We start from the raw sequence: 26,655 nt of genomic DNA on the forward strand, positions 1-26,655 counted from the left end.
TTATTTTTGTCATTTAAAATCTACCTTAAAAAAATTCTAGTCACCATTTAATATGTCCTTCTATTTAATGATAGCATTCTTACCATACTTCTCAACAAAAGTGATTCTCTTCTCAAAGTATCTTTCTTCATTTTTCCATTTTATAAAAGCGCTTGCATTTTTCAATGTGTAGCTTATAATAACTTGTATACAAGTATACTCGTATTTAACAGGAGGTTAATTTTGAGCGAATCTAAGGAATTCTTATATCCCGTAAAATGGCTCTCCAAAGCTTCTGCTGGTGACCGCGTTGCATGCGAGCTTAGAATGCGTATTATTTCAGGCTTAATTGAAAGCGGTACCATTTTATCTGAAAATAAATTAGCTGCCGAGTACAATGTGAGCCGTTCACCTATCCGTGACGCATTAAAGATACTGGCAAGCGAAAACCTTATTCGATTAGAAAGAATGGGTGCTGTCGTTATTGGAATCACAGAGAAAGAAGTAGAAGAAATTTATGATGTACGCCTTCTGATTGAAACGTTTGTTTTTGAGCGGCTTGTAAAGATTGATACCTTCGGAGTGGTGAAAGAGCTTAATAAAATACTAGAGATGATGCTAATTGCGATCAAATACAAAGATGCTGATGAATTTGCTCAACAGGATGTCTTATTTCATGAAACAATAATCCGTGCCATTGACCATTCATACATTACGATGATCTGGAATAATACAAAGCCTGTAATGGAGAGTTTTATCCTGCTATCGATGCGAATGCATTTTAGCCAAAAATATGATGACCTCTCCCGCATAGTAAAAAACCATGAACTCTATATTGAAGCCATCAAAACTAAAAATAGAGACATTATGATCCAATCACTTCATCAAAATTTTGATGATGTTCAAGGAAAAGTAGATGACCTATGGATGTCACAACAAATGCTATCTAAAGCAAGGGAGCAGGAAAAGGAGTAACAAAATGACTGATATCGACGGAATACACAAAAGAACCAATACGAGCTATATGATAGGTGTCGACATCGGGACGACAAGTACAAAAGCTGTTTTATTTGATGAAAGCGGAAATGTCATCTCACAAGAAAATATTGGCTACCCGCTTCACACACCTGATATTTCAACAGCTGTACAGGATCCGGAAGAAATTTTTCAGGCTGTTTTGCAAGCCCTTACAAATGTGATTAAGAAGTCAGGCTGTTCTCAAAATGAGATCGCGTTTATTTCGTTCAGCAGTGCTATGCACAGTGTTATTGCGATGGACGATAACGATCATCCTCTAACTCCTTGCATCACTTGGGCAGATAATCGCAGCGAGGCATGGGCTCGCAAAATAAAGGATGAACGAAATGGACATGAGGTTTATAGAAGAACGGGAACACCTATACATCCAATGTCCCCATTAAGCAAAATCACGTGGCTTGTAAATGAACAAACTGAAATTGCAGATAAAACAAAAAAATATATTGGGATTAAAGAATATATCTTCAAAAAGCTTTTTAACGAATATGTTGTCGATCATTCCTTAGCTTCTGCGATGGGTATGATGAATCTCAAAACATTGGATTGGGATGAGGAAGCATTAACCATCGCAGGTATATCACAGGATCAATTATCTACGCTCGTACCAACGACTTCAGTTTTTAAAAACTGTCAGCTGGAATACGCTAATCAGATTGGTATTAGCCCGAAAACTTCATTTGTCATTGGAGCAAGTGATGGCGTGTTATCTAACTTGGGTGTCAATGCGATTCAAAAAGGTGAAATCGCCGTTACGATTGGTACAAGCGGTGCGATTCGAACGATTATCGATAAGCCGCAAACGGACAAAAAAGGCAGAATCTTTTGCTACGCCTTAACCGAAGATCATTGGGTGATTGGCGGTCCTGTCAATAACGGTGGTGTCGTACTGCGCTGGATCCGGGATGAATTTGCGGCTTCGGAACTTGAAACTGCTAAACGACTAGGCATTGATCCGTATGAGATCTTGACAAAAATTGCTGAGCGCGTCAGACCAGGTTCTGATGGATTGCTCTTCCACCCTTTCCTCGCTGGAGAACGTGCTCCACTATGGAACTCGGATGTCAGAGGTTCATTTTTCGGATTAACGCTTTCCCATAAGAAAGAGCATATGATCAGGGCAGCACTGGAAGGGGTGATTTATAATCTATACACCGTGTTTTTGGCTTTAGTAGAATGCATGGATGAACCTGTCACACGCATACAAGCAACTGGAGGCTTCGCAAGATCAGAAATTTGGCGTCAGATGATGTCTGATATTTTCGATGCTGATGTAGTTGTTCCTGAGGTTTACGAAAGTTCATGTCTAGGTGCTTGTATTCTCGGCCTGTATGCGATTGGAAAAATCGAGTCATTTGATGCTGCTTCTCAAATGATCGGCAACACCTATACACACACTCCAAATGAAGACGCGGTAAAAGAATATAGAGAATTATTGCCGATTTTCATTAGCCTATCAAGAAAATTAGAAGAAGATTATTCACGAATTGCTGCTTATCAAAGAAACATAAGCAAAAAAATATAACATCAGGGGGATTATTATCATGCCATTATTTATAGTTGCTTGCGGAATTTTAGCGTTACTTCTATTAATCATGTATTTCAAATTAAATACATTTATTTCTTTAATCATCGTTTCATTTGGTGTTGCTTTAGCACTTGGAATGCCGCTCGATAACATTGTAAAATCGATTGAAGCTGGATTAGGTGCAACACTTGGTCATTTAGCTCTCATTTTTGGTCTTGGCGCCATGTTAGGTAAACTGATTGCTGATGCAGGCGGTGCGCAGCGCATTGCCATTACGTTAATCGAAAAATTTGGAGAAAAGAAGATTCAGTGGGCAATCGTCGCTGCTTCATTCATTATCGGTATTGCGCTATTCTTTGAAGTAGGTCTCGTGTTATTGATTCCAATTGTATTTGCGATTTCCAAACAATTAAGAGTATCGATTCTTTACCTTGGAATTCCAATGGTAGCTGCTCTATCCGTAACACATGGTTTCTTGCCTCCTCACCCTGGACCAACCGTAATTGCTGGAGAATTTGGAGCAAACATTGGTGAAGTGCTGCTATATGGATTTATTATTGCGATTCCAACGGTTATTTTAGCTGGACCCGTCTTTACAAAGATTGCGAAAAAAATTGTTCCTGATTCATTTAATAAAACGGGTAATATCGCTTCATTAGGCGAACAAAAAGTATTTGACCTGAAAGATACACCTTCATTTGGGATCTCTGTATTTACAGCAATGCTGCCTGTTATCTTAATGTCGATCGCAACTGTTATCACTCTGATTCAAGAAACGATGAAAATTGATGATAGTAAAGGCTTTGAAATTATTCGTTTTATAGGTAATGCTTCGACTGCTATGTTAATCTCATTACTTGTTGCAGTCTACACAATGGGATTAGCTAGAAAGATTCCGATGAAAAACGTAATGGACTCTTGTACAACAGCTATTACTCAAATCGGAATGATGCTTCTCATCATCGGCGGAGGCGGTGCTTTCAAGCAGGTCCTGATCGACGGCGGCGTTGGTAACTTCGTTGCTGAATTGTTCAAAGGATCTTCATTTTCACCGATTTTACTTGCTTGGATCATTGCAGCGATTTTAAGGATTTCGCTCGGGTCTGCTACGGTTGCAGCTTTAACAACGTCCGGCTTAGTCATTCCGATGTTGGGTCAAACTGACGCTAACTTAGCTTTAGTTGTTCTTGCAACTGGAGCTGGTAGTTTAATAGCTTCACATGTTAATGATGCAGGGTTCTGGATGTTTAAAGAATACTTCGGTTTAAGCATGAAAGAAACATTTGCAACATGGACATTGCTTGAAACGATAATTTCTGTTTCTGGATTAGGATTTATCTTGTTATTAAGCTTATTTGTATAAAAGCTGAGCCCTGTAAGAAACTTCTTACGGGGCTTTATTTATGTATTTCATCATTTCATTTCCCTACTCCGCTTTTTTTCCAAGTGGTTTACCAATCTCCCAATGGTGGCCAAATGGATCCATAATGCGGCCAATCCTCCACCCATGCTCTTCATAGACAGGTGTGATCTTTTCTGCCCCGGCGGCAAGAGCTTTTTCGAATACCGAATCTGGATCGTTGACCGTCATTATCATACGAACGGACTCTTTCGTGCTGGAACCAGGATTTTCTTGAATCCAGAAATCCGCTCCATCGACTGATAATTGGGCAATAATCACATTCCCCTCACCTTCTTCAAGACGATATATTTCAACTGAATCAAACGCATTACAATAAAAATCAACAGCCTCCACCCCGCTGCTTACAGGTAGCCATGGAGCAATACTAGTTTTTATCGACATTAGGATAATCTCCTCGTTCATATAAATAGAGTTTGGCATTCTCAGGACGGCGCAGCTTAGGGCCCTTGAAGCCTCTTTTTATCAGTTCTTTCCTCATAAAGATCATCAATCCCCCATGGCTGACGATCAATGCATTTTCATCATTTTCCTCTATGATCCTGTCCAGAATTTTGGATATTCTCTTTTCTACATCCGTTCTGCGCTCGAGTTGTGATTTGTGGTTAAAAAACCAAGCGGCTCTAACGAACAAGGGATAAAAAAGTACTGGCAGTTTTATATTGCGTTTGAAGAACGGATAAACAGGAATCTCTCGAAGGTCATCTGTTTTAATGAGTTGTCCAGTATATATTTTTTCAGCCGTATATTCCGCTCGGCGAATCGTGCTCACATAACACCTTTGCCATTCAATACCTCCAAAATCTACTTCTGATTCTTCTACGTCTGATTCTTCATATTCTTTTAACCATTGATCAAATTCAGAGGGTGTAATCCATTTTTGAGTAGGGTACCCTCTCGTCACTTTAAAATGACGCACTAATCCTATTTTCATTATGAATCCACTGTCCTTTTCGCTATAAATCTTCTATAATCTCCGCTCTCTGCTATATCCTTCAAAGCTTTAGCTCGTGTAACAAGGAAGTTGGTCATGTATTTTTCTAAAAACAAAAAGTCTGCCAGCTTACCAATGATGCCAAAAGGAGACTTGTATTCGAAATGATCAACCATTACCGTTCCTTCATTTGTATCTTCAAAGGTATGCGTATGTGTAAAAGAATGAAAAGCACCCTTCACCATTACGTCAACAAAACGATATGGTCTTTCCATCTCTATGATTTTTGCTGTGAGCCGCTGTTTCACTCCAAGATGAACAGCTTCCCATGTGACAGACTCGCCTTCTTCAATCAGTCCCGAAGTAACACCGCCGATCGCTTTTTCTTTCGTATGGGAAGTCGTTTGTGTATGTACGTTTATATTTCTAGCAAGATCAAAGCAAATTTCAATTGGTGCTGCAATATATTCTTTATGCTGAATCACTGGCATGAGATTTACCTCTGGCTTTCTTTATATATGGCTGTTTTCGCATACTTTTTTACTCTTGAAAGTGGATGATTTCCGGGCACAAGTGCTCGCTTTCCGTTCTAATCCATTTTATATCAACCGGGTAACATTCATTGAAATGATTTAATAAATCTTAATTTCTTCGTAAGTTTTTCTATATTTACTAAGTCAAAAGTTATCTCAAATCCCCCTGGTGCAACTGGTATCAAACACATCTTTTCCCCATTTTCCAGGGCTATCATTATTCCACCAATAAATATGATCTCTTTTGTTTCCATTTTAACAGTTTGCTTAAATAGAGAGACTTTTGTTATTTTCGAAAAGATCGCCATGCTTGAAACCGGTTCAGTAAATATGATTGTCCCATACTCCGTTTTACTGTAAGGAAGAGATTCCGGAATTGTGACTTTTTTATAGATACTGTGTGGTAGTAATCATAATAGCCGTTTTCCTCACAATCTAATTCCATACTCTCAAACATAATAAAACTATCATCAGTTCGGAGTATAACTGTCCCATGTATGCTGAAGGTGTTGTCATTTAAACGGTAATGAAGGGTATGACTATAAATTAGGCTTAGTTTTTTACCTACCAAATCCTTTAAAATATGCTTTTCATTATCCAATAGAAGGAATTCCATACAACACCACTTCTCTATATGTTCAAAAATAAAAACACCCCACAAATGTTGAGGTGTCTTCTCATTCTCTATTAATTATTCTACGTATAAAACGAATTCCCTTCACGTAAGCGGTCTTCGAAAAAGGAATGGAGATCAGGTAGCGACATGTATTGACGCACTTCCTCACTCGCGTTAAAAACATCCTTCACCTGAACAACACCAAGCTGCTCCTTCTCCTCAAACAGGATAAGACCGTAGCCAATCGTTTTTGTAAAAATGATCGGTGTACCAGATCTCAATATAGCTGAAAACTGTTCCTGATCCACAATCGACTTAAAAGACTCTTCTTTACGTACAGGTCCTATAAACCACTGTTTCACTTTATCTTTGATACTCATATTATCCACCCCGCATATTGCATACTATGCGGGCAGCCTAAAATGTTACAGGTTTTTCTCCAGAATGATTTTCGGCTCACCTTTGCTGTCTGTATAGGTACCTATAATATCAAAGCCATGCTTCAAGTTTAAGATCAGCATACTTTTCCATTTGTTCTTTGTCTTGGTTTGAATGGTTTGGTAGCCATTCGTACTGCACCATCCATGCTGCAGCTCCATCAAACTCCCTGCTAAGCCTTTCTTTCTATACTCAGGATGAACACCGCCAAGCCAGCTGTAATACTTTCCAGGTTTTAGTTCGTATCCTGCTTTAAAACCGATTGCTTGATCATCTGAAAGAACGAGCCAAGCCCGAAAGTTTTTCGAAACTGGCGGCTCAATCATGCGAGCAGGACTTTCAAATAAAATACCGTACAACGCCTGAAGTCCCTCATGCTCCAAGACGTCTTTTCCTTCAAGCTGTTCAAAGGTCAACTGCATTCCCTTTCACTTTCCTTTCAAAAAATATAAAATCTGTTTTCGTAAATATTTCCGCTACTCTATTGAAGTCATATTAGAAATACCTCCAGCCAAGCAAAAAAACTGACACCCAGTTTACGAAAGACGATTGGGCGCCAGTTTTATAAAGTTTATCGTTTTTTTCTTCTTAACCGTTTTACTTTAACGAATTGATTCGTGAACTGATCAAGCTCTTCGTCCCGATAGATATAGAAAAAGCGATGATGGTGCCCGTCTTTCTTGTTAGAAAGGTCACAGTTCATATGCTCGTCAAGTTCACTGCGTGTGAGCTCAACGGTATAAAGTTTGCCGTGATTAGGTATATCTAGCTGGATTTCGTTTAAAAAATGGAGTTCTTTAAATAAATAAATAGAAGTATCTAGGAGAAATTCACAAATTAAATCTTCTGAGCCAAAATAATGCTGAAAATGTTCGCGTGTAAACGCTTGATGGGGTACATGACGCTTGTAGGTAGAATAATCGCCGTAAAAAACCAGCTTTGCACGAGTGCTTTGAAGTTCATAATGCTTAACGAGGCCGCTGCCTTTCATTTTTGAAACGGCTGTCCGGAAACGGTAGGTATCCCGGGCGGCAAGCTGTTCGGCCTTGTTCTGTGGATGTGTGGTCGGTGCATGCTGAGACTGGCAGTTGTCTTCTACTAGGTGTCCAATTCTAAATGTATTCTTCATAAAAACAATCGAGAATGATTTCCTTCTCATAGTATGCGCCTCCAGCTTTCGCTTTTTTGCCTAATTTAAGTATACGACGAAACAATGGAAAAATCCAAGAGGGGAACATCCGACAAATTTCTAGCTGTTTGTCGTTTCCCTCTTCGACCGTTCTTCTTTTGTATAAATCACTTGCATCGGATTTCCGCCAACGAACGAACCCTCAGGTACATTTTTATGAACAAGTGTACCGGCCGAGACAATGGCTCCATCACCAATGGTTACCCCTGGCAGAATCGTAGAATTGGCGCCGATCATAACTTCATTACCAACAATTACATCGCCTAAGCGGTATTCTTTGATCAAATACTCATGAGCAAGAATGGTAGTGTTGTAGCCGATCACACAGTTCTTGCCTACAGAAATCCGCTCGGGGTACATGATATCAGGCATTACCATAAGCGCGAATGCCGTTCCTTCTCCTACCTTCATATTTAAAAAAGTGCGGTAAAGCCAGTTTTTCATCGGCAAAAAAGGGGTGTAGCGAGCTACTTGGATCGTGATAAAATTTTTCACGACTTTCCAGAAAGGAACCGTATCGTAAACTTGGTATAACGAGTTCCTGCCTTTTACAGGATAACGCTCTGTATCACGCACTTATCTCTCTCCTAAAACATCCAGTAAATCCGTCATTTTGTTTAACATATAATCCGGATTAAACTGCTGCAGATAATCATTTCCGCGAATCGTCCAAGATACGCCAGCCGTTTGTGTGCCGGCATTCTGGCCGCCCAGAATATCATATTTACTGTCACCGACCATGATCGCTTGCTCTGGGGTTGATTGCAATAAAGCTAAAGCTTTAAGAATCGGTTCTGGATCTGGTTTTGCTTTTTTGACATCATCGAGCGTCACAATCGTCTTGAAAAACTTGTCCAGTCCAACGAGCTTTAATCCCATTTCAACGGTATTTCTCATTTTCGTTGTTACGATGCCCAATTTATAGCCTTTTTTATACAATTCCTCTACCGTTTCAAAAACACCTTCAAACTCAGTAACAAGGCTGTCATGGTTTGAGATATTATGTTCGCGGTAAGTCTCGATAAGTTCAGGTACCTGGTTGATGTCGATCTGTTCCATCGTTTCAACAAGCGGCATTCCCATAAATGGCAGGATATGCTCCCGATTGTACTGCTCAGGAAAGTATTTATCTAATGTGTATAAAAAGGACGCAATTATGAGTTCGTTCGTGTTGATCAGTGTTCCATCTAAATCAAAGAGTATGGTGTCCCGTTTCATGTTGTGCTTCCTCTCTTCGTAAACTATTTTTTCGTTCTATCTGGTTCCAAATAAAAGCTACAAGCATCGTCAGCAAAACTGCGGTTACGAGTCTGATAATCAATAAAGGCAATACCGGTATGCCAAGCGGAACGAAGATGAGTGTATCTTCAACAACCGCATGACAGCTGACGAGAAAAATAAATGCGAGGTACAAATCTTTTTTCGACACGCCATCTTCCTTTGCTGCCTGATGCATAACACCTGCACCGTAAGCGAGTCCAATCGTTAAACCTGCAACCATTGTCATAGATGTGTTTGGTTTCATTCCCAATAACCTCATCGCCGGTGCCATCCATCTTGAAAAACGATGCAGCCAGCCTCTATCTTTTAAAAACTGCATGATGATCATAAAAGGAATAACGATTAATGCAATCTGTAAAATTCCAAGTGCCGCTTTTTCGAGTGCTGCGAGTGTAATTTCACCCCAGCCGTTCGGTAATGCGTCGGGCTTTGATATAAATCCATATTGCGCTTTTTCCGTTCCGCCATGCCACAGCACATTAATTAAAAACGCAGCGATAAGCGCCAGTCCAACTCGGACGATCATAATCACCCACAATTTAATCCCAACACTTGCGGCAACACTCGATTCAATAAAAAGATTGTGAGAGAACGAAAGCATTACTGCTAGAATAAAAACGTCTTGAACCGAAAGTGAATCAAGGGTTAAAATGCCCCCAATTCCCGCATACAGATTAAGAAAATTACCGAGAACAAGCGGGATCGCTGCCTCCCCGGGCAAGCCGATCCACTTCATTGCGGGCGAAATCGCAGTAATGATCCAATCCATAACAGGTGTATGACTCAAAATCGTAATGATCAGCGTAATTGGAAAGATGATTTTTCCGAGCGTCCAAGTGGTTTTCAGTCCAGCTAGTGTTCCATTTTTTAACGTTTCCACTTTTCATGCGCCCCCTTTAGCTTTCCAAATATCGTTTTTCAGCCAATCCCGTTTTTCTTCTGTAGATCCAAATGATAATGGCGCCTGCAATCCATACTAAGCTCATGATTTGAGCGATTCGAAGAGATGTATCCCAGACGATCAAACTGTCCGTCCGCATACCTTCCACAAAGAAACGGCCGATCGAGTACCAGATAATATATGTTAAAAACAGCTCTCCTCTGTGCAGGTTTACTCTTCTTAAATACAATAGTATACAAACGCCAAGCAAGCTCCAAAGAGATTCATACAAAAATGTAGGATGATAGTATGTACCGTCTATGTACATTTGATTAATAATAAAGTCCGGGAGATGCAGCGATTCTAAAAATCCACGCGATACAGCTCTGCCATGTGCTTCCTGGTTCATAAAATTGCCCCAGCGTCCGATCGCCTGGCCAAGCAATATACTTGGTGCCGCAATATCAACGAGTTTCCAAAATGAGATGCCTTTCTTTTTAGAAAAAATAAGGGCCGTTAAAAACGAGCCGATCAAAGCTCCGTGAATTGCGATTCCACCTTCCCAAACCGCTAGGATCTTACTTGGATGATCTTTGTAAAAATCCCATTCAAAGCTTACATAATAAAGTCTTGCGCAAAGAATAGCGACAGGAATGGCAATCATGACAACATCAACAAACGTGTCTTTTTCTAAACCGCGGCGTTCTGATTCTCTAATCGCAAGAAATAACCCCAATAAGGCGCCTAAACCAATAATAACTCCATACCAATAAATCGTTAGCGGTCCTAATTCTAAAGCGACCCGATTTAACGGCTGTATTGTTTGATCCATCTTCTCCACTTCCTTTTATCTCTTAAAAGTCGTCTTCATCCCCAGCTTCAATCACATTTGTCAGTCTTTCCGAGAAATCCTGTGCAGCATTCATACCCATTCGTTTCAAACGGAAATTCATAGCAGCCACTTCAATAATGACAGCTAAGTTTCGTCCGGGACGCACCGGAATGGTAAGAATCGGGATCTCGGTATCAATGATCTTTGTTGTCTCTTCTTCCAAACCAAGTCTGTCGTACACTTTTTTAGAATCCCAAATTTCCAAATTCATTACGATCGAGATTTTCTTGTAATTGCGGATGGCGCCAGCACCAAACAAGGTCATCACGTTAATGATACCTAACCCTCTAATTTCAAGAAGATGCTGAATAAGTTCTGGTGCGCTTCCGATCAATGTTTCTTCATCTTCCTGACGGATTTCTACAGAATCATCGGCTACAAGTCTATGGCCGCGCTTCACGAGTTCTAGTGCTGTTTCACTTTTACCAACGCCAGAGTTCCCTGTGATTAGTACGCCGATTCCATAAATATCTACAAGCACACCATGCTTTGCTGTTGTAGGTGCGAGCTTGCTTTCCAAAAAGTTTGTAATGCGGCTTGATAGACGTGTTGTCGTTACTTTTGAACGCATGATTGGAACGCCTGATTTATGAGAAGCTTTTAACAGCTCTTTTGGCACTTCAATATCGCGCGAAATTATAATTCCGGGCGTTTCATCCGTGCATAGCTGCTCAAATCTCTCCATTCGCGTTTTCTCGTCCATTTCTGATGTAAAGGTTAATTCTGTTTTTCCCAGTAACTGAAGACGTTCAGCGGGATAGTAAGTGAAATAGCCTGCCATTTCTAAACCTGGCCGTGAGATATCACTCGTACGGATCGTGCGGTGAATCCCTTCTTCGCCGCTGACGAGCTCTAGCTGAAATTTATCGATTAATTCATAAATATGTACCTTCGCCATAGGGTCCTCCTTGCCATTTTCCAATGCTTCTATTGTATCACTTCAGCATGTTTTTCACCAAAAGTGTGAAATAATTTTTAACAATTAAAACCCCATGCGTACACATGAACTGGAATCGCATTAAAATTCGTTATTTTTTCAAATTTCATCCCTAGCTTTTCTGCTACGTTAATCGATCTCTTATTCCGTTCTTGAATGAGGCAGATCAGTCTATGAAAACCTAGCGTATTTATCGCATATTGATGAAAAAAAGCTGCCGCTTCTGTCGCATAGCCATGCCCCCAGTGATCCTTGGCGAGCCAATATCCTAACTCATACTCTTTTTTTCCGTCAATCGTCTGAGCCACAATCCCTGCATGACCAATCGGCTGGCCAGTTTCTTTTAATGTGACAACATAAAGCCCGCGTCCATCCTTATAGCCTGGCAAAAGCCAATCTTGAAAGCTTTTTTGAGCTTCTCCATTTGTACGAGTCGTTCCTTTTCCAATAAATTGAACGACATCTTTGTCTGCCCATAATGAAGAAAAGAAAGGAAAATCATCATTCGTATACGGTCTAAACATTAATCTAGTCGTTTCCAAATTTTTTACCCCTTCTATCAAAAATGACCATTCGTAGATTAACGAACGGTCATTTTTAAATCAGTTTACTTTTATTGTAATTTTATCATGAAGCGAGAGTCTTTGGCTTGGTTTCGTTAAACAATTGTTTAATAGAATGGTACCTGCTTTAATTTTTTGTGAGATGGCTGAACGGCTTATACCTTCTATTTGATCGGAAAGTGTACGGTCTAAACGAAAATGGCCATCCACTTCTGATATGGTGATTTCTATCCATTCGTAAATATTGTCGTCTAAGGATATCGATATCTTTTTATTTTCCGGTACTGTCTCAAATTCAGTTGGGACAATCGACTCTGGGTCGACGTGTTCTGAAAATGATTTATAAATACCCAGTTTTTTATTCCAGGAATGGTTCTTCGGACATTTATAGATCGCAAATTGGTAAATATATTTCCCGTTCGCATTATGTCTTCTGATTGTTGTATCTGTAAAAGTGACCACTTTCCCGCACATTTTACATTGTTTATTTACCGTATCTGCTTCTTGTTTACGACAAAGTACTAAAGAATGTTGTTGAGTTTGCATCGTTTCTTCACCTCGAAATTTTATAAGTGAAGAAATACAACTTCTATTTGAATGTCTTGCAGCCCCCATAATTTGTTTATTTAAAAGCGAGAAGGTCGAGGAAGCAAAGTTTAGAGGAACGACGAGCACAGCTTACTCGAGACTGCGAGTTGCGACGAGTAACCGCAGGAGCAAGTATATTTCGATCAGTAACACAAAAACAAAGCTAACGGCGAGATTCGACGCTTATCAATAAACAAAACAAAAAAGCTCTCCCTGATTATAAGGAGAGCTTTGAACGCGTATCGTTAAAAAACTAACGGACTGCAGTTCGCTGTATTTCCTCTGTAATGGGATGTAGACAGACTTCTCCCGTGGTCAAAAACATTGTGTTTTTTAACGGTTAAGAAGCGATCCAGTTGTTTTCCATTACAGGTTAGAAGTTGGCATACAGGTCACCGAAGTTCCTTTCTTTCAAACAGATGCTTTTATTTTATCACACATTTTATAAAATTTTCCACAATTATCTAAAAAACCTAAAAATAGGATGACTCTTTTTGAGCCATCCTACTTTTTAAAGGCTTATTTGTAGATAACGATTGCTCCAACAGAATTGTCTTTCGCTTGTCCGTTAACTCGAACTTTTAAACCATAGTTGTCGATTTTACGTCCGGCTTGAGGCATAAACTCGTTAATGAAAGAGTTGCTGTCATTAAATAGAGAGACTGCTGGTTGGCTTGCAAGATTTAATGTTTGTAATCCTGGATAATCAAGGTTTAGACCAGAAGTTGGGTTAAGACCAAATGCAGCATCTGCAATTTGGTAGCGTGCACTTGCTTGTACGCCAGTACTCCATTTTAGGTCAGTGTTAGCATGCGCATCCACAACTCCTAAGAATCCTTCACCAGGGTGAATACCCGTCCAGTTGTCTGTATATGTTGGATCAACATACCAAACTACTAATCCACTATCATAGCTCATTAATGAAGCACCACGACGGATATTCTTTAGACCCATATCCACACCAGCATGGTTTCTCCATTCAAGAAGGTAGTAGTGGTCACTGTATTTGTTTCCATCAGATTTTGTAAACCCTTTCAATGCAAATGGACTAGTAGCTGCTTCTGCGCCATCTTCAACTACTGTTTGTCCATCTGCAACTACTTTGATGTTATCTGCAAAGAATCCTGGATTGCTAGTACCCCAGTCAGTTGCAGAACGAAGACGAAGCTGAATTTTCTTTCCTTTATAGTCAGATAGATTAAATGATTGTGGTTGCCAGCCATTTGATTTACCTGAGAACCCTGGCATTGAATTCAGGATAGTAGGATACCCTTCAGGAACTACATCAGAACGAGTATTTCCATTTCCAAGTGATTTCCATGTCGCACCATTATCTTCTGAAACTTGTACAAAAGCAAAATCCCACTGTTCTTCCATGTCGTACCATGCATCAAATGTTAATGTCGCAGAATTTTTACCTGTTAAATCAACATTTGCTACCATACTATTATCCATTTCGTCCGCTTGTCCACCCCAGTACTCGAACGTGCCTGCAGCAGGAGTATTAACAGCTGTCTTCTTTTGCGGAAGATTTACTTGAATGGCTTGGTTGTTTTGACCATTTGGTGAATTAGCTTGGTCTAGCAAGAATTGTGTTCCTTTTGTAGACACATCTTTCCAGTCTACAACGGTTGGCGTTGTCCAGTTTCCACCTAATGTTGATTGATAAAACGCTTTAGCTAAAGGAGAGAATCCTGTCGGTTCCGTTCCAGGAATTTTTCCAGCCCATGAACCAGCTGACATAATAGACCAATATCCTACTGGCTCACCGCTCCCAGAGTAAATCGTGTCATACTCATCCGGATATCCAAGGTCATGTCCATATTCGTGAGCAAAAACTCCTGTTGCTCCATCTTCTGGCATCATCGTGTAATCATAGAATCCAGGAAGGCCTTTACCAAGTCCATCTGGATCATAGAAAGATGCTGAACGGTGAGACCAGATGGCATTATCCCCTAGAGATCCTCCGCCAGCTTCTTGACCCATACCAGCATGGATAATCTGAAGGTGATCAACTAAGCCGTCCGATTCCCATAAATTACCATCTCCATCAAGATCATGCGGATCTTCCAAATCGTAATTTTCAAGAGGTATACCTGCAGCTTTAGCAGCAACATAAACATCTCTAACTAGTTGCTTCGAACCACCAGGTGCTACATTATCATGTCCGCCAGTTGCTCTGTCTGCACCATAAAAAGCTGCTGTTCCAGGAACTTGTAGCCATCCATAAGCTTTACCTTCTATCGTGTATGTCCCTCCAGATTGCTGCTCATAGAATTGCTTTTGAGAAATGAAATTTTCACCGTTTGGTCCCTTTACCCCGTTATCACCAAAAATCATATCTTCATAATGCTGTAGATCGTAGTCTTTGTAATAGTTATCGGTTTCATTTGGTTTAATCGTGTTATGCTTTATATCTGAATATTCAACAGTCAACGTAAGAAGCTTCCCCTTTTTACCCTGAGTGCCGGTATATGGCGTCTCTTTTACCGGATCTGGTTGACCTTTTAAGTGACCGTTCTTTTTGCCATTCCCATTTAGTAATCCGTTATTAAACTCCTTAAAATCACGCTGTTTTTCAGCACCTGATGCTTTAACTTTTGCAGCTAGTGGATCGCTTCCCTTTACTCCGCTATCTTTCCCTTTTAACTCAAGGTATTGATTTAGAGCAGCTTCCTTTTGTTTTGCAGAAGCATCTTTAGAAATTTCACCACGTTTAATGAGGGCTTCTAGTAATCTATCTTCATTAACAATTGACAAATCTAATGTTGAATGAGAATGGCTAGAATGTCCTTCCAGTACTTCATCCATCGCATTTTGTGCCTTAACATTCATTGTTCCTGCGAATAAAGATGATGAGGCTAGTCCAATCGTCAAACCTGTAGCAAGCAAACTTTTTCCCCAAACCTTTTTCTTCTTCCCCAAAAAAAATCCCTCCTAGTTGTAAAACTATGAATATTCAGAATTTATTGCTTTTAAAATGTACCATATTAGGAAAAAACTGAAACTAGCCTTAAGTACTATAAGAGAATAGTTTTTTGTAGGTATTTATGCTTATTTTTAATATAAAAGCGGTTCTTTTCACACAAAAAACACCCCAACATATTGAGGTGCTGCAAAAATTATTTTCTTTTTCTTCTTTTCTTTAAAGGTTCATATATAAAGTTCGTAAGGAACATATTCAATAATGAAATAATGATGGAGGCTAATAATGCCATGCCGAAACTGTCTATATTGAACGAGTCTCCCATCAATTCGGCTGTTAAAGATAAAAGGGCTGCGTTAATGACGATTAGAAAAAGCCCTAAAGAAACAATGGTGACAGGCAGCGTAAGAATGATCAGCAGCGGTTTTAGAAACAAATTAAAAAGGGACAATAGTACACTCGCTAACAATGCAGCTCCGATGTTTTCAATATGAAAACCGTCAAAATACCCAGCTACAACCATCAGCGCTATTGTGTTGATGAGTAAAGATATAAGCCAATTTCTCATTAAGCTTCGCTTTCCTCAGGCATAACTGCCATGGCGATAAAATAGACAAGTACTACCGGGAAAACAACTGTGAAAATGGCAATCGCTACCGTTGCCAGTCGGATTAATGTAGGATCAACATTGACATATTCTGCGATACCGCCGCAGACCCCAGCTATTTTTGCGTCACTTGATCTTTTTAGTTTTTTCATGATGATCCATCACCTCTATTTCGCTTTTAACACCGCGACAGAACCTGTTTTTGCTTCAGCTTCAAGCTTAAATATTGGCCAATTTGAACCTTTATTCGTTGAAAAAGAAAGAAACTTTCTCGTGACTTCCTTCTTTTCTTCTTTTACTTCCACTTTGTCTAAATCACAAACAAACCCACCTACGATTGTTTTTAATACAGCTTCCATCTCAAGTGCTTCAGGAAATTCTGTTTCTATTTTCCCCGTCACTGTCTTAAATGATGCATACCCTTCAACAGCTGAAGCAAAACGGCAATAGATCGAGCCATTTATCGTTTCAGACCTGACTTGAGCAGCATCTACTGTTAAACGAACAGGTCCGTTCATCGTTTCGGCTTCTACGTCTTTAAAATGACAGTCCTGAAGGGTCAATGAACCATTTGCTGCACTTGCCTTTATCGTCTCACCTGAGCAGTGATTCGCAGCTATTGCACCTACTGTTGTCTTCAGTGCCAGATTTTTCGCATGGCAATGGCTGATCTTTACGGGACCATTAAACGTGGTGACTTTTATATCCTCATACGTTTCTTTTGGAATCGAGATGACAGCGTTCACCTTTTGATGCTTGTTTCTTGAGTAAAATCGCATTTTTGTGGCATCACAATCATAAAACGTCTCATTCCTGAATTTCGTTTTCGCAGATGAACCTTCTGCCACCTTATAAACGAGCGCATCACATTCCACTTGAACATCTTTTCGATCCCATGGGACGATTGTAACCGAGCCGTTATAGACCTCAATGTCCATTTCCTGAAACATAACATGGCTATCTTGAAATACATAGTGAACCGGTTCAGACGGACCAAAATTTAAATCAAAATCCACCGTTTTTATCCGCTTAACGACACGATCAAAAAACTTCGCAACTTTATAGCCTGATGACGGCAGCTTAACGGCTGTTGCACCTTGTACCGCTTTCTTTTTCAAGCTTAACGAATTCATCATAAGTTTTTTCTTGTCGTTTAGGGCATAAAGCAGTTTTTCGGCTTCTTCCGCAGAAATTTTCCCTTCATTCAGCATGTTTAAAATCATCTTTCGTTCTTCCATGCATTGACGCCTCCTTTTGGATTCCCTAACCGGCGCCGGCTGATTCTAAGATGACTGAGTTTCTTCTCCGGTATTACTTGTACAAAATTTTCATGCAAGGATTACCTTTATTCCTTTAACAATATTCCAGACCGTCACAATTAATGTCAATAACCCAAAAGTCAGTCCGCAAATAATAATCGCCATCAAATTGTATTGTGATTCAAAAACAATAATAATTCCAAGCGGTACAGCTATTACGGGCATTAAATGGGATAAAAATGATTTTTGTGCGTGTTCCGTTACCTCATTTTCATTGACAACAAAATAAATGATGATTGGAAAGAGAAACGGAGCAAAGAATAAACTAAAATAACAAAGAGCGGACAAAGCTTTTTTTGTACTTTGGTTCATAAAACAAACCTCCTGCTGATGCTGACACCAATAATTTATAGCAAAAGGCATGTGCCTTTTTACTTCGACTTTTTATACAAACTTCCTTTTTACTCTATATCGATTCGACATAACTTCTAAAATTCCGTATGATAATGACAAAATCACCCTAAGGAGCTTACCATTTTGAAAAACGCTAAGACATTAAAAATATTGTTCATATTCATCACTGTACTCATGATTGCTAGTATTATATTTGGCGTCATAACGGAAAATGCCCAAGATTATCATTTAACTGACCGTTTATTGGCCGGTGTATTTGGAACGGCCATCGTGATTTTGTTCAATTACTTGATCTACAAAATCCTTTCTAAGATATGGAAATAAAATCCCCTATTTATTTTATACGAAATCTGTGAATTTGAGGAGAAATTGTTTGAATATCATACATTAAAGGAAAGGGTATATACAACAAATACACAGAGGTGATTCAAAATGGCCGATAAAAACAAAAACCAAAAAGGGAAATTGGACAATCCTGAACAGTATGACACAGACAAAGAAAGCCTTTTTGATAAATTTGAAAGCGAACGGAATGTAGATCCAATACCTATGGAAGATCTAAAACAAGAAAAGCGGGAAGAAAAAGATAAAAAAGGAACGAAGGACTCTTCATCAAGTGAGAAAAAATATAAATGATAAACGTAAAAACAGTGCTCCGTTTAGAGGCACTGTTTTTATTGTATGTAATAGTAGATTATCTATTTAAATTCTTTATTAATTTCATGAATAACAGTCATCGGTGAAAAGTAAAAATCGGTCACTAGCAGATACAATCCCAGCACTCCAATTAACAACAGCATTATTAAAAAGAAACAATATATAACTGTCAGGGTCTTTTTGGACCATGAATGAGGCAAAAAGATATTCAATATTTTATAAATGCCAATTCCAACAAGTCCATAAACAAAGAAAAAACTCCTTTTATCTTCTTTCAATAAATCATAAAAAAACTCAAATAACTTGTTATTCCATATTTTTTTCAGCGTATGAATGCCTAAATAAATGAAAACCATTAACATGATCGTTAAAATAAGCAGCCCAAAATAATAGCCTATATAATTCCATACTGACAGCATAATATCCCTCTATTTTAAGATAGTAAAAAAAGAGATCAATTCCATTTTAGAATTGACCTCTTCTATCTTATCATGTTATTTTGCGAGTTTTTCTTTTTCTTTCACTTTGCCAGTCATCCGTTTTTTGTCACGTTTTAAAATAGGTGCCAAGTAACGGCCCGTGTGAGATTCTTCGATTTCCGCAAGTGCTTCTGGCGTTCCAGCTCCAACGATCATACCACCTTTGTCTCCGCCTTCTGGACCCAGATCAATGAGATGGTCGCACTGTTTAATAACATCCAAGTTATGTTCAATAACAAGTACAGAATCTCCGTTGTCTACAAGACGCTGAAGTACGACAAGCAATCGTGAAATATCATCTACATGAAGACCGGTTGTAGGCTCGTCCAAAATGTAGATCGTCTTTCCTGTTGAGCGCTTATGAAGCTGTGAAGCTAATTTTACACGCTGTGCTTCACCGCCTGATAAGGTTGTAGCAGATTGTCCAAGTTTAATGTAGCCAAGACCTACGTCTAAAATCGTTTGAAGCTTGCGTTTGATTTTAGGGATATTCGCAAAAAATTCTACAGAATCTTCTACTGTCATATCTAAAATATCCGCAATGTTTTTCCCTTTGTACTTTACTTCAAGCGTTTCACGGTTGTAGCGTTTCCCATGACAAACTTCACAAGGAACATATACATCTGGTAAAAAGTGCATTTCAATCTTGATGATTCCATCACCACGGCAGGCTTCACAGCGTCCGCCTTTTACGTTGAAAGAAAAACGTCCTTTTTTATAACCCCGAACCTTTGCCTCGTTCGTTGCTGCAAAAACATCACGTATATCATCAAAGACACCCGTATACGTGGCTGGATTGGATCTCGGCGTACGCCCGATCGGTGATTGATCGATATCAATGACTTTGTCGATATGTTCAAGTCCCTTTATTTCTTTGTGAGCTCCTGGCTTATCCTTTGCACGATGCAGTTTTTGAGCAAGTGCTTTATGCAGGATTTCATTTACGAACGTACTTTTACCTGATCCTGAAACACCTGTTACACCAGTAAAAAGGCCGAGTGGAATTTTCGCTGATACATTCTTCAAGTTGTTTTCTGTGGCACCTTTTACTTCAATAAAACGGCCATCAGGTTTACGGCGCTTTTTAGGAAGCGGAATGAATTTCTTTCCTGATAAATATTGACCTGTTAGTGATTCAGGGTCTTCCATAATTTCCTGAGGTGTACCTTTTGAAGTGATCACTCCGCCATGTGCGCCTGCTCCAGGTCCAATATCAATAATATAATCTGCTGCAAGCATCGTGTCTTCGTCATGCTCAACAACAATCAGTGTGTTGCCTAACGAGCGCATTTCTTCAAGCGTTCGGATTAACCGGTCATTATCACGCTGATGAAGTCCAATAGAAGGTTCATCCAATATATAAAGAACACCCATTAGTCTCGAACCGACCTGCGTAGCTAACCGAATACGCTGAGCTTCTCCGCCGGATAATGTACCAGCGGCACGGCTCAAGGCAAGGTAATCGAGCCCAACGTTGATTAAGAATCCAGAACGGTCCACAATTTCTCGTAGAATCAGCTTTGCGATTGCACGTTCTTTGTTCGTTAAATCAAGATTCTCGAAGAATTCTTTTGCCTCAGTTATCGACATTGCGGTTGTATGCCCGATATGTTTACCGTTGATAAGTACAGCGAGTGCTTCTTTCTTTAGACGGTGTCCTTTACATGCAGGACAAGGCTTTTGTGCCATGTAGCCTTCCATTTGTTCACGGATGTAATCAGAACTTGTCTCTCGGTAACGCCGCTCTATGTTTCCAAGGACTCCTTCAAACTGGATTTCATTTTTACGTACTTGTCCAAAATCATTTTTATAACGGAATGTAATGTATTCTTTTCCGCTGCCATTTAAAATTTTGTCCATCTGATCTTTTGGCAAATCTTTTACAGGTGTGTCCATATCGATGCCAAAGTGATTACAAATGCTTTTAAGAAGTTGAGGATAATACTGAGAACTGATCGGTTCCCACGGTGCAATTGCGTTCTGATTGAGAGTAAGACTCCAGTCAGGAATAACAAGTTCTGGGTCGACTTCAAGTTTCACCCCTAAACCATCACACGACTGACAGGCACCAAATGGGCTGTTAAACGAAAATAAGCGCGGTTCAAGTTCACCAATCGAAAATCCGCAATATGGACATGCGTGATTTTGAGAGAATAAAAGTTCTTCCTCACCCATTACATCAACGATAACACTGCCGCCGCCAAGATTAAGAGCAGCTTCCAAGGAATCTGCCAAACGAGTGGCAATGCCTTCTTTTACAACAATTCGGTCGATGACGATTTCAATAGAATGCTTTTTATTTTTTTCAAGCTTAATTTCTTCGGATATTTCACGCATTTCACCATTGATCCGAACACGAACATAACCCTGCTTTTTAATATCCTCAAGGGTTTTAACATGTTCTCCTTTACGGCCAGAAACAACTGGGGCTAAGATTTGTAGCTTTGTTCGTTCCGGATATTCCAAAATACGGTCTACCATTTGTTCAATTGTTTGAGAAGTAATCTCTACGTTATGAACCGGACATACTGGGCGTCCGACACGGGCAAATAAAAGACGAAGATAATCATAGATTTCCGTAACCGTTCCAACAGTGGAACGAGGATTTCGGCTTGTCGTCTTTTGGTCGATTGAAATCGCCGGTGATAGTCCTTCTATTGAATCAACATCTGGCTTGTCCATCTGCCCTAAGAACTGGCGCGCATAAGCAGAAAGTGATTCTACATAACGTCGCTGTCCTTCTGCGTAAATCGTATCAAATGCTAATGATGATTTTCCAGAACCAGATAAGCCGGTCAAAACAACCAGCTTATCTCGTGGAATCGTAATATCTATATTTTTTAAATTATGGGCTCTTGCGCCCTTAACAATTATGTTTTGATTGGTTGCCAACTACAATCATCCTTCCGCTTTTAACTCAAGTATGAGGTCACGAAGCTCAGCTGCACGCTCGAACTGAAGGTTCTTTGCGGCATCTTTCATTTCTTTTTCCATTCTTTCGATAAAGGCTTCGCGATCCTTCTTGCTCATCTTTTGCTTAGGAGCTTTTGTGCCGGTGTATGATATAGTATCTTCTGCTGCTTGTGTGGCACGAATAACATCACGAACCTCTTTCTTAATCGTTTGAGGTGTTATGCCATGCTCTTCATTGTGCTTCATCTGTCTTTCTCTGCGTCTCTGTGTTTCATCAATCGCAATCTGCATGGATTTCGTAATTTTATCTCCATACATAATAACGTGGCCGTTTGAGTTACGGGCTGCCCGGCCGATCGTCTGAATCAATGATCGCTCTGAGCGTAGAAATCCTTCTTTATCCGCATCTAAAATCGCCACAAGAGATACTTCCGGAATATCCAACCCTTCTCTGAGCAGATTGATCCCTACAAGAACATCAAAAACTCCAAGCCGCAGATCCCTGATAATCTGGATCCGCTCCAGTGTTTTAATCTCTGAGTGCAAGTAACGGACTTTAATGCCGAGTTCTACAAAATAATCGGTCAGATCTTCTGACATCTTTTTCGTTAAAGTTGTAACAAGCACTCTTTCATTCTTAGCAATTCTTTCGTTGATCTCGCCAAGGAGGTCATCGATCTGCCCTTTAATTGGCCGTACCTCTAGTGTAGGGTCAAGCAATCCTGTTGGACGAATAATCTGCTCAACCGGGTCAGGTGCATGCTCCAGCTCATAAGGACCAGGGGTTGCAGAAACATAGATGTGCTGAAACTTTGAGTAGCCTTCAAATTCTTCAAACGTTAATGGACGATTATCCTTTGCTGAAGGCAGACGGAACCCGTGATCCACAAGTACACTTTTTCTCGCCTGGTCACCGTTAAACATGCCTCTGATCTGCGGCAATGTTACGTGTGATTCATCGATTACAATCAGTGAATCATCAGGAAAATAATCGAGAAGCGTGTAAGGGGTTGAACCTGGCGGTCTTAGTGTCAAATGAACAGAATAGTTTTCAATGCCTGAACAAAATCCCATTTCAGCCATCATTTCCAGATCATATCGTGTTCGCTGTTCAAGTCTTTGTGCTTCTAACAGCTTGCCTGCTTCGTTCAATTCTTTTAGGCGTTCTTCGAGTTCTGCTTCGATTCGTTTGATGGCGAGCTTTAATTTCTCTTCACGCGTAACGAAGTGGGATGCCGGGAATATGGCAACGTGGCTGCGCTCGCCGATAATTTCACCAGTCAATGCATCCACTTCTGTAATCCGGTCAATTTCATCACCAAAAAACTCTACTCTTAAACAGCGTTCATCACGGGAGGCTGGAAAAATTTCCACTACATCACCACGAACTCGAAACGTACCGCGTGTGAAATTAATATCATTTCGGTTGTACTGAATGTCTACTAAATCACGAAGAAGCTGATCACGGTCTTTTTCCATTCCTTCTCGCAAAGAAATAACCATATCACGATATTCTTCTGGAGAACCTAGACCATAAATGCAGGACACACTGGCAACGATGATAACGTCTTTTCGTTCAAAGAGCGACGATGTCGCAGAGTGACGAAGCTTATCGATTTCATCATTGATGCTGGCGTCTTTCTCGATGTACGTATCCGAATGCGCAATGTATGCTTCTGGCTGGTAGTAATCATAATAAGATACAAAATACTCAACAGCATTGTTTGGGAAAAATTCTTTCAGTTCACTATAAAGCTGTCCGGCTAGTGTCTTGTTATGTGCAATAACGAGCGTGGGTTTATTTACTTCCTGTATAACGTTAGATACGGTAAACGTCTTCCCTGTTCCTGTTGCTCCAAGCAAGGTCATGCTTCGTTTACCTTCATTAATATTCTTGACTAGATGAGTTATCGCCGCAGGCTGATCACCCTGCGGCTGATAATCCGATTTGATTTGAAACGAATGACTTTCACTCACAAAACCGAACCTCCGTTCCTAATTTCTGGTTACTCAAATTATAGCACAGCACCTAACGAAAACCTAATAATTACGAACAAATATTCGCAGAAGTTTCTGGAAAGAATTTAAAGTGCTATAATTGAAGTTAGGCGCTTTCGGGAAATAAATTGTTTGGGGTCTGACCCCATTTCCCGCTTGCTGTACCAACGGTTGCGGGAAAATTGTAGCAGGTGTGTCCCCAAAAGGAGAAAATTTTTAAATGGATTTTATTTATATATTGTTAGGATTGTGCATTGGTATTTTTTCTGGTTTTTTTGGTATCGGGGGAGGTTTTATATTAACTCCTGTACTTATTTTATTTGGAATTCCTCCACTGTCAGCGATCGGAACGAGCTTAATGTATTCGATTGGTACGAGTATATCTGGTGTAGCTGCTCACTTACGATTTAAAAATATTATTTGGAAAGTTGCACTTGTCTTAGGTGCTGCAGGGATAATTGCTACACAAGTGGCTCACCCTCTAGTTGTATGGCTCGACAAAAACGGATATGACGATACAGTCATTCCAGGATTTTATATATTGCTTCTTGGATACTTTGCTCTTTCCCTGCTTTATAAGCAATCAAAACAAAAAACGAATACTAAAAGCGATGTTTATTCATTTTCTTGGCCAAAAGCGATTTTTATCGGTTTCACAGGAGGATTTATTTCAACTACACTTGGTGTGGGCGGAGGCTTTGTTATGGTCCCGCTGTTAATTTCGATCATGAACTTCCATTCTCGAAAAGCGGTTGGAACGAGTCTCGTGAGCGTGTTTTTAATTGTAACAGCAGGATTCATCACCTATGCTTCTTCTACACAGCTAGAATATAAACTTGGAATTCTTTTAATTTTAGGAGCATTAGTTGGAACACAGATTGGCGCAAAGCTGACGACTATTTATTCAAACGACCAAATACAAAAATATTTAGGCGCTCTTTACATCACTATTTTGACCTCAGTCATATTAAAGCTTTTCAACTTCGATAAAGCAGGACTGGCCGTAATTAGTGTTTATGTGCTTACAATGTTAATTCTCTTTTTAAAAGAAATGATTACACGCACAAAAAGAAAGACGTCGACCTCATGAGGCCGGCGTCTTTCTTTTTATTTATTTCACTTTCCTTTTTTGCTTGTTGTGGATTTTCAAACCGATTAAAAAGCCTGCCAAAGTAGAAACACCTGCAATAATTTGAATTGGCAATGGCTGATGTAATCCATCAAAACCTATTAATAATATGATAATCGTTATCGCTAACGGCAAATACTTTGTAAATAAAACTCTATTAAAAAATAACATAAAAAAAAGAGGCAAAAGCGCCGCGAACAAATACTCTAACATGAAACAAAAGACCCCTCTCATCTGCACATCCCAAAACACAAAAACAAAACCCATGATTATACTCATTTAAATTTAACAATATTCCCTATATAAAAACAAGGAAATTGTGACGGGAAATAAATTGTTTGGGGTCAGACCCCATTTCCCGCTGAAACTTTATGTTTGGGAGAACGTACAGTAGGATATTGGGTACTAACTGCGAATATCCTATCCATGAATGTATAAAGGAGATGGTTTTTATGTTGAAGAAAATACTTAAGGCTTTGTTTAGGCATAGCAGCCACAGAAAATACAGCAGCTCAGGCTACAAATATAAAAAGAGCTATCACAAATACAGCAGCAGTGATTATGGAAAGAAACACTATGGCGGTTACGGTCATAAGCACTATAAGAAAAAACACAAAAGCAGCTTTTTCAGCAGCTGAATATCAGTAAACTCCATTGATGTTTTCAGAATTTCAAAAGACTCTTCAGCGTTTATGGTTTGACAGGCCAATAAAGACCGGCCGGCTAATCCAACAGCGTTATTCCATTATCGAAGTACTCGGTATGGGGAGTTACGGTATCACGTATTTAGCACTTGATCGGAAAACAAACACAAAGATTGTTTTAAAACAGCTCCGTACAACGAAAGCCAGAACAACTAGCGGTCTGCGCTCTTTCCAACGTGAGTCCAATATTCTGCAAACTTTACAGCACAAACGGATTCCACATTTATTGGATGTTTTTGAAAATAAGAACGGTCACTTTATCGTGATGGAGTGGATACAAGGCGAAACATTTGAGGATCTTATTTTTCGAAATGGATATACGTACACGGAATTAGACACTATACGAATCTTGCTGGACCTATTAGCAATCGTAGAAACTTTTCATGAAAAAGGGATCATCCATCGCGATCTGCGGATTCCCAACATAATCGAGCGAAATGGTGAACTCCACATCATCGACTTCGGTCTTGCTTGTTTTTTAACGGACCCAGAAGACCTCGGACCAGATGAACATCCTGAAAAAATCCGTATGCGTGCAGTCACAATGAAAAGTGACCTTTTTGCACTTGGCCATTTCGCATTATTCCTGCTTTATTCATCCTATGAACCTCAATCTAAGAAAGAAAGAGGCTGGGAAGAAGAGTTGGACATCACACCGTCACTTAAAACGATACTTCGCAAAATGCTGCAGCTGGACAAGCCGTTCGAGTCTGTAAATGAAACAAGGACAGCCTTAGAAAACATATAAAAAGCCCG

Annotated in this window: 30 protein-coding genes; 8 read left to right on the forward strand and 22 right to left on the reverse strand. The window is 39.7% G+C overall.

Going from position 1 to position 26,655, the window contains the following annotated elements; genetic code table 11:
• The first annotated feature begins 222 nt into the window (after positions 1-222).
• Genes J2X07_RS10025 through J2X07_RS10035 form a run of 3 tightly spaced genes read left to right on the forward strand, consistent with a single transcriptional unit; the run spans position 223 to position 3,905 of the window.
• A complete protein-coding gene (locus J2X07_RS10025; protein WP_310258520.1) occupies positions 223-954 on the forward strand; it encodes a GntR family transcriptional regulator in 732 nt (243 codons plus the stop codon).
• Positions 955-1,003: 49 nt separating this feature from the next.
• A complete protein-coding gene (gene gntK, locus J2X07_RS10030) occupies positions 1,004-2,539 on the forward strand; it encodes a gluconokinase (RefSeq protein WP_310259023.1) in 1,536 nt (511 codons plus the stop codon).
• Between the two features lie 19 nt (positions 2,540-2,558).
• Positions 2,559-3,905, forward strand: a complete 1,347-nt coding sequence (locus J2X07_RS10035) for a GntP family permease (RefSeq protein WP_310258523.1) — start codon at positions 2,559-2,561, stop codon at positions 3,903-3,905.
• A 63-nt stretch (positions 3,906-3,968) separates the two neighbouring features.
• Here the strand turns inward: J2X07_RS10035 and J2X07_RS10040 are convergent, their stop codons facing one another.
• The 18 genes from J2X07_RS10040 to J2X07_RS10125 all read right to left on the reverse strand — a co-directional run bounded on the left by J2X07_RS10040 (position 3,969) and on the right by J2X07_RS10125 (position 17,977).
• Positions 3,969-4,346: a VOC family protein gene (locus tag J2X07_RS10040; protein ID WP_310258525.1), complete on the reverse strand. Its 378-nt coding sequence runs from the start codon at positions 4,344-4,346 to the stop codon at positions 3,969-3,971.
• The gene (locus tag J2X07_RS10045; RefSeq protein ID WP_310258527.1) at positions 4,330-4,896 is read right to left on the reverse strand and encodes a histidine phosphatase family protein; all 567 of its coding nucleotides are present in this window, start codon (positions 4,894-4,896) and stop codon (positions 4,330-4,332) included. The genes J2X07_RS10040 and J2X07_RS10045 overlap by 17 nt, the downstream gene beginning before the upstream one ends.
• On the reverse strand, positions 4,896-5,387 hold the full coding sequence (locus tag J2X07_RS10050) for an SRPBCC family protein (protein ID WP_310258528.1): 492 nt from the start codon (positions 5,385-5,387) through the stop codon (positions 4,896-4,898). The genes J2X07_RS10045 and J2X07_RS10050 overlap by 1 nt, the downstream gene beginning before the upstream one ends.
• A 738-nt stretch (positions 5,388-6,125) precedes the next feature.
• Positions 6,126-6,425 (reverse strand): hypothetical protein, encoded by a 300-nt coding sequence (locus J2X07_RS10055; protein ID WP_310258529.1) that lies wholly within the window; start codon positions 6,423-6,425, stop codon positions 6,126-6,128.
• 45 nt (positions 6,426-6,470) lie between these two features.
• Complete coding sequence (locus tag J2X07_RS10060; RefSeq protein ID WP_310258531.1) at positions 6,471-6,905, reverse strand: GNAT family N-acetyltransferase; 435 nt, start codon at positions 6,903-6,905, stop codon at positions 6,471-6,473.
• 149 nt (positions 6,906-7,054) lie between these two features.
• Positions 7,055-7,642 carry a hypothetical protein gene (locus J2X07_RS10065; protein WP_310258532.1) on the reverse strand — a complete coding sequence of 196 codons (588 nt, stop codon included), beginning with the start codon at positions 7,640-7,642 and terminating at the stop codon, positions 7,055-7,057.
• 90 nt (positions 7,643-7,732) lie between these two features.
• A complete protein-coding gene (locus J2X07_RS10070; RefSeq protein ID WP_310258533.1) occupies positions 7,733-8,248 on the reverse strand; it encodes an acyltransferase in 516 nt (171 codons plus the stop codon).
• Complete coding sequence (ppaX, locus tag J2X07_RS10075; RefSeq protein WP_310258535.1) at positions 8,249-8,890, reverse strand: pyrophosphatase PpaX; 642 nt, start codon at positions 8,888-8,890, stop codon at positions 8,249-8,251.
• Positions 8,865-9,833, reverse strand: a complete 969-nt coding sequence (locus J2X07_RS10080; protein WP_310258536.1) for a nucleoside recognition domain-containing protein — start codon at positions 9,831-9,833, stop codon at positions 8,865-8,867. Before J2X07_RS10080 ends, ppaX begins: the two co-directional genes overlap by 26 nt.
• Positions 9,834-9,849: 16 nt before the next feature.
• Positions 9,850-10,665: a prolipoprotein diacylglyceryl transferase gene (gene lgt / locus J2X07_RS10085; protein WP_310258537.1), complete on the reverse strand. Its 816-nt coding sequence runs from the start codon at positions 10,663-10,665 to the stop codon at positions 9,850-9,852.
• Positions 10,666-10,687: 22 nt separating this feature from the next.
• Positions 10,688-11,623, reverse strand: coding sequence for an HPr(Ser) kinase/phosphatase (gene hprK / locus J2X07_RS10090; protein WP_310258538.1), 936 nt, complete (start codon positions 11,621-11,623; stop codon positions 10,688-10,690).
• A gap of 77 nt (positions 11,624-11,700) precedes the next feature.
• Positions 11,701-12,204 (reverse strand): GNAT family N-acetyltransferase, encoded by a 504-nt coding sequence (locus tag J2X07_RS10095; RefSeq protein ID WP_310258539.1) that lies wholly within the window; start codon positions 12,202-12,204, stop codon positions 11,701-11,703.
• Between the two features lie 60 nt (positions 12,205-12,264).
• On the reverse strand, positions 12,265-12,771 hold the full coding sequence (locus tag J2X07_RS10100) for a cytoplasmic protein (protein WP_310258540.1): 507 nt from the start codon (positions 12,769-12,771) through the stop codon (positions 12,265-12,267).
• 561 nt (positions 12,772-13,332) lie between these two features.
• Entirely contained in the window at positions 13,333-15,738 is a 2,406-nt protein-coding gene (locus J2X07_RS10105; protein WP_310258541.1) for an immune inhibitor A domain-containing protein, read from the reverse strand.
• A gap of 197 nt (positions 15,739-15,935) precedes the next feature.
• Positions 15,936-16,307 carry a phage holin family protein gene (locus tag J2X07_RS10110; RefSeq protein ID WP_310258543.1) on the reverse strand — a complete coding sequence of 124 codons (372 nt, stop codon included), beginning with the start codon at positions 16,305-16,307 and terminating at the stop codon, positions 15,936-15,938.
• Complete coding sequence (locus J2X07_RS10115) at positions 16,307-16,498, reverse strand: PspC domain-containing protein (protein WP_310258544.1); 192 nt, start codon at positions 16,496-16,498, stop codon at positions 16,307-16,309. Before J2X07_RS10115 ends, J2X07_RS10110 begins: the two co-directional genes overlap by 1 nt.
• A gap of 15 nt (positions 16,499-16,513) precedes the next feature.
• Entirely contained in the window at positions 16,514-17,584 is a 1,071-nt protein-coding gene (locus J2X07_RS10120) for a DUF4097 domain-containing protein (RefSeq protein ID WP_310258545.1), read from the reverse strand.
• Positions 17,585-17,674: 90 nt separating this feature from the next.
• Positions 17,675-17,977, reverse strand: a complete 303-nt coding sequence (locus tag J2X07_RS10125) for a hypothetical protein (RefSeq protein ID WP_310258546.1) — start codon at positions 17,975-17,977, stop codon at positions 17,675-17,677.
• Positions 17,978-18,142: 165 nt separating this feature from the next.
• On the opposite strand from J2X07_RS10125, the gene J2X07_RS10130 reads away from it, so the two are divergent.
• Both J2X07_RS10130 and J2X07_RS10135 read left to right on the forward strand, forming a co-directional pair.
• Positions 18,143-18,343 carry a hypothetical protein gene (locus J2X07_RS10130; protein ID WP_310258547.1) on the forward strand — a complete coding sequence of 67 codons (201 nt, stop codon included), beginning with the start codon at positions 18,143-18,145 and terminating at the stop codon, positions 18,341-18,343.
• 108 nt (positions 18,344-18,451) lie between these two features.
• Complete coding sequence (locus tag J2X07_RS10135; RefSeq protein ID WP_310258548.1) at positions 18,452-18,655, forward strand: hypothetical protein; 204 nt, start codon at positions 18,452-18,454, stop codon at positions 18,653-18,655.
• A gap of 62 nt (positions 18,656-18,717) precedes the next feature.
• Here the strand turns inward: J2X07_RS10135 and J2X07_RS10140 are convergent, their stop codons facing one another.
• From J2X07_RS10140 to uvrB, 3 genes are all read right to left on the reverse strand, one after another.
• Positions 18,718-19,095, reverse strand: a complete 378-nt coding sequence (locus J2X07_RS10140) for a hypothetical protein (RefSeq protein WP_310258550.1) — start codon at positions 19,093-19,095, stop codon at positions 18,718-18,720.
• A 75-nt stretch (positions 19,096-19,170) separates the two neighbouring features.
• Positions 19,171-22,047, reverse strand: coding sequence for an excinuclease ABC subunit UvrA (gene uvrA, locus J2X07_RS10145; RefSeq protein WP_310258551.1), 2,877 nt, complete (start codon positions 22,045-22,047; stop codon positions 19,171-19,173).
• 6 nt (positions 22,048-22,053) lie between these two features.
• The gene (gene uvrB, locus J2X07_RS10150) at positions 22,054-24,045 is read right to left on the reverse strand and encodes an excinuclease ABC subunit UvrB (protein WP_310258552.1); all 1,992 of its coding nucleotides are present in this window, start codon (positions 24,043-24,045) and stop codon (positions 22,054-22,056) included.
• Between the two features lie 241 nt (positions 24,046-24,286).
• Here uvrB and J2X07_RS10155 point away from each other — a divergent pair, with 241 nt between their 5' ends.
• A complete protein-coding gene (locus tag J2X07_RS10155; RefSeq protein ID WP_310258553.1) occupies positions 24,287-25,156 on the forward strand; it encodes a sulfite exporter TauE/SafE family protein in 870 nt (289 codons plus the stop codon).
• Positions 25,157-25,177: 21 nt separating this feature from the next.
• On the opposite strand, the gene J2X07_RS10160 is transcribed toward J2X07_RS10155, so the two are convergent.
• Entirely contained in the window at positions 25,178-25,408 is a 231-nt protein-coding gene (locus J2X07_RS10160; RefSeq protein WP_310258554.1) for a DUF2198 family protein, read from the reverse strand.
• 239 nt (positions 25,409-25,647) lie between these two features.
• Between J2X07_RS10160 and J2X07_RS10165 the strand changes: the two genes are divergently transcribed.
• Both J2X07_RS10165 and J2X07_RS10170 read left to right on the forward strand, forming a co-directional pair.
• Positions 25,648-25,833, forward strand: coding sequence for a hypothetical protein (locus J2X07_RS10165; protein WP_310258555.1), 186 nt, complete (start codon positions 25,648-25,650; stop codon positions 25,831-25,833).
• 19 nt (positions 25,834-25,852) lie between these two features.
• The gene (locus tag J2X07_RS10170; protein WP_310259024.1) at positions 25,853-26,647 is read left to right on the forward strand and encodes a serine/threonine protein kinase; all 795 of its coding nucleotides are present in this window, start codon (positions 25,853-25,855) and stop codon (positions 26,645-26,647) included.
• Positions 26,648-26,655: the final 8 nt, after the last annotated feature.

The sequence above is a fragment of the Fictibacillus barbaricus genome (assembly GCF_031457135.1).
In the GTDB taxonomy this organism is placed as follows: domain Bacteria; phylum Bacillota; class Bacilli; order Bacillales; family Fictibacillaceae; genus Fictibacillus; species Fictibacillus barbaricus_A.